3 protein-coding genes are annotated in these 4239 nt (G+C 36.3%); all 3 read right to left on the bottom strand.

Translation table 11 applies throughout. The features are described from left to right. On the bottom strand, window positions 1-577 hold a 577-nt coding region (locus AC22ZQ_RS12855), incomplete at its 3' end, for a L,D-transpeptidase family protein (RefSeq protein WP_318959169.1). Between the two features lie 120 nt (window positions 578-697). Continuing rightward, window positions 698-2239, bottom strand: a complete 1542-nt coding sequence (locus tag AC22ZQ_RS12850; protein WP_318959168.1) for a T9SS type A sorting domain-containing protein — start codon at window positions 2237-2239, stop codon at window positions 698-700. A gap of 106 nt (window positions 2240-2345) precedes the next feature. Next, window positions 2346-3965, bottom strand: coding sequence for a tetratricopeptide repeat protein (locus AC22ZQ_RS12845; RefSeq protein ID WP_318959167.1), 1620 nt, complete (start codon window positions 3963-3965; stop codon window positions 2346-2348). Window positions 3966-4239 lie beyond the last annotated feature (274 nt).

The raw sequence follows: 4239 nt of genomic DNA, 5'->3' as shown, positions 1-4239 counted from the left end.
GATATATCGTTACGGGGATGGAGGTTTGACCATTGTTTTTGGCTTCCACGCAATAGATGTAAACTTCCTTGATGAGGTCATCCGTTAAAGGCAAACAGCCTATGGTTACACAATCGCCGTGTATGAAAATATCGCCCCCTAATTTGTTTCTATTTCCTAGAATTTTATCGGAAGCATTGGGGTAATTGATACCCAGCGAAAGGTGAAAATTGCTGAAAGGATTGAAACGGTCTATATAATAATAACCTTCCGGTATTTGTAAATCACCTTGTTGCCGTTTAGGGCCGAGCATTCCAGAAGTTTCACAAATTGTGTAGGATTTTAGAAGTATAAATTGATTTAAGGAGTCGTCCTTACCCCATAATTCCATTGTTTTTTCAGTTTTAAACGCACGGATATAAAGTTCAAGTTCATTGCGTTTTATGTTTTTTGCGTCTAAATTTTGCTGAATAAGACTTCCTTTCTCTTTGTACGCTTGCCGCACACGTGAATATCTGAGTTGTTCCTCCTTAAATCCTTCTGAATTAAAAGAAAAGAGGAAGAATAGACATAAGGTATAGGGGAAGAGCTTGCGCATAGTTGTGAATTTACAAGTGAAATGCACAATTTTAAAAAAGTAACAAAGCTCTTTTTTACAAAAGAAAAAAACACTGGTCCAAAACATGAGAATGAACCAGTGTTGCGCAAGGAGCCTAAATTACTCTTTAACAAGTTTATGTAGACTTCTACCTGCATTTGTCGTGATTTCTAAAAGGTAGATGCCATTTTCTAAACCAGATAGGTCTAAATGGCTATCACGACTTACACTAACTTCTTGACCGAGTGCGTTGCGCACGCGAATGTGTACTATTTTTGATGAACTTTCTATGTGTACGATTCCATTTGTTGGGTTTGGATAAACGTCGATAAGTACTTCGTTTTCTTGAGTTCCAGCTGTAGAAAAATCACAGAGTGTACCGAAATCCACCACATTTGGAACGGTTTGAGCATTTAAGTTGATGTCAATAACCGTAGGTGCTGCAACAGGGAAAAGTGAAGCACTGTCTGGCTGAATTTCCATAGCGCTGGCATCTGTTACTACGTTCTCTACTTCATAATCACAAGGGTAAAATGTATTGAACTTACGTTTTTCAAGAATAAAATTATTGGTTTGAAAGTCCCCTAAGTTGAAAATGTACATTTGGTCATTTCCATTGTGTTGAGCGTGACTCAGAACGTTGTTTCCAATTCTACTAGAAATTAGATTTCCCTGCATATCGATGGTGAGGTAATTGTGTCGTTTTGCGAACATGTCGTGTACTCCAATAAGAAGGTTTCCATCTGCAGTTTCCTCAATGAAGTCAAAATCAAAAGTTGTGTAGTTGATAGGTACCGGTCCGAAAGTAGAGGCAATTTGTTTCGACCAAAGTTCAGTTCCTTGACTATCTGTCATAATGAATATGGGATCTCCACCAAACTCTTGCATAATGGCGATTAAATAATTTCCATTCTCTAATCGATGAAAGAAAATCCCTCCTTGTTTAAAGTATTTTCTATTGCTGTTAATTTGAGAAAGATCTTGCTCTATATTCAATAGATCTCCGTTGCTTGTAATTAGGTCAAAAGTTCCATCGTCATTTAAATGTAATGTTCGGGGCATAACACTTGGCCAAGGGAATCGATTGAAATTACTGAAGTTACCATTTTCATCAACCAGACAGTATATAGGTCTAAAACCATGGGAGAAATCTTGGTACACAAAGAGTATATCTCCATTTGATAATTGAAGTAATCTATTGTTAGCACCCGATGCGCAACTTACATCTAGACTTTTACTCCACAAGATATTTCCGGTTTCACTCATATTAATGAGAACTGGTTTAGAGTTACTCGGTCCATATTTTTGGCGAGATGTAGCTGAGATTAAAAAGGTATTATTGTTCAGCTTAATCATGTTAAAGGGGTGAATGTTGTAGGCTGTGTCAGCCATTCTCACATGTATAAATTGCTGTAGGTTTCCCAGAGTGTCAGATTGAATAAAGTGAAAGTAAAATTGATTTAATATACCATCTGTAACTTGATCGTTACTTAAAACGACACTCGTAAATTCATTGGTGTCTAACGCTACAGCTACACCTCCTTGATATAGTCTTGTAGTGTCGTTTATAAAAAATTGTTTACTAAATTCTTGTGCGAATAAGGAACAATTCACTAGTAAGAGTAATGCGGAAAGATAAAACGCCTTCATAGTTCTTTTCATTTTGAATTTTATTTTGGGAACAAATGTATTTCCTGAGTAATGAAAGCCCTAAAAAAGGAGGTGTGCAATAGGTGTCAAAAAGAAAATAAAGGTGTAACTATCAGTTTTACAGTTGGTTTAAGAAGTCGGATAAATCCTCTCCCTTTTCCATTTTTAACTTTTTTCGGATGCGGTAACGCGCAGATTTTACAGAATCTACGGATAAGAAAAGTGTTTGAGCAATCTCTTTTAAGGTAAATCTGAGTTTGGAAAGGGAACAGATTTTTAATTCATTGTTGGTTAGGTCAGGATATGAGCTTTTTAATTTATCGTAAAATCCAGAATTTAAATCGTTGAAGTAAAGTTCAAATTCCTTCCAATCTTCGTCTATACGTAGAGAGTTTTTTAAGGCTATTTTGGCGTCATTCACGATAGGCGAAATCTTCTCTTCTTGTTTCGAAACAGTAGCTTCAAATTCTTTGAGTACTTGATTTTTTTGATTGATACGCAGAGATAGACTGGTTAATTTTTGCTTCTTTAATTCAAGTTCTTGATCTTTTAAGATAAGCTCTTTCTTTTTGCGTTGAAGGATGAGGTAGGCTACTTGTATAACGAGGGCAATAAAAATAATTAAGGCAATTATAATTACTAAGTTGATGCGCTTCTGTAATTGTTCACTTTTGGCATTAGCTGCCAAGAGTGCAATTTCATTTTCCTTTTTTATAAGTTCAAGGTTGTTCTTAGATTTTAGTACGAGCGCTTGAGCGTTTTCTTCCTCTTGTTTACGCATTTCCTCATAGGTAAGTTCCCAATAGTGCTCAGCACTATCTATGTTATTGAGTTGTGCGTAGAGTCGTGCTAAATCATTGTAAATTAAACGAAATTGGGAATGTTTGGTACTTAACTCTAGCGCTTTGTTATAATTTTCAATTGCGCGCGGATAGTTTTTTTGATGTAGGTAAACTTGCCCTAATCCAGAGTGGATACCAGCGTCTATACTAAGTCCGGATGCAGCTAAAGTTTGTAGTGCTAATTTATAGTGTTCTTCTGCTTTACCCCACCTTTCTACCTGTGTGTAAAATACAGCCAGGTTTTGGTAGAAACTAGAAAGGATATACTCATTATCTTGTATAAAGCTATTTTGTTGAATGCCCTTTAATAATTGGTCTACCTTTTCAGTATCTTCTTCCAAATACAAGGAAAGCATGGCGTAGTTTAAAAGCGCCACAGGAAATTTCTTTTTATCTTCTAGTTCAAGCGCTAATTCGTAAGCGTCTTTGAAATAATTTAAAGCTTCTTGCGCTCTTCCAGCCTCATAAAAGCAATTCCCTAAGTTTATCATGATGAGTAATACACCTGTTTTGGAATTTTCGGAACGATAGATTTTTAAGGCCAAATTAAATTGCTCCATGGCTTCCTCAATTCTTCCTGCATTGAGTAGGGTAACACCCTTTAGGTTATAGATGTCGGCACGTTCTAGGGTAGAAGCTATAAGTTCTTGTTCAACGATGAACTCAATTAATGCGAGCGATGAATCTATTTGATTCATCTCCATTAATATTTCGCTGCGGAGTTTGTAGCTTTCGTAAAGTCCTGCCTGGTAGGGTATGGCTTTCGCTTCCTTTTCTGCTTTGTTCGACCAAAACAGGGCTTGTTGCGCATTTTTTTGCGTGTAATTTTTTCCAATTAGAATGTAGGTGTCTATTCGTTTTTTAGGATTTTTCTCTTGCTCTAGACTAAGTTGCAAACTGTCTATATTAGCCCAACTTTTTGGGGAGGAAATTAGAAAAGCAAGGAGAAGTAAAAGCAGAAATTTCATTGGACATTTGTTGATGTACACACATGTTAAACAACAACAAATATAAGAAGTTCAAAGTGTAGACTTTAGCGATTTTAAATATTTAGTTCACCATAAGTATTAACCTACCAAGGCCAAGTAGCCGCATCCAAGAGCTAAAGCGATAGTCACGGGCGAGAAAACTCTTTTTTCGAATTTGTTTTTGGACATAAGATTGCCAAAG

It is taken from the genome of Lishizhenia sp. (genome assembly GCF_057456495.1).
The sequence above is the reverse complement of the archived record's forward strand: the minus strand, read 5'-3'. Positions and strand labels throughout refer to the sequence as shown.

What these genes read in the sequence shown, in the direction of transcription:
- AC22ZQ_RS12850 (WP_318959168.1), bottom strand. Translation starts at nt 2,239, where the DNA reads ATGAAAAGAACTATGAAGGCGTTTTATCTTTCCGCATTACTCTTACTA.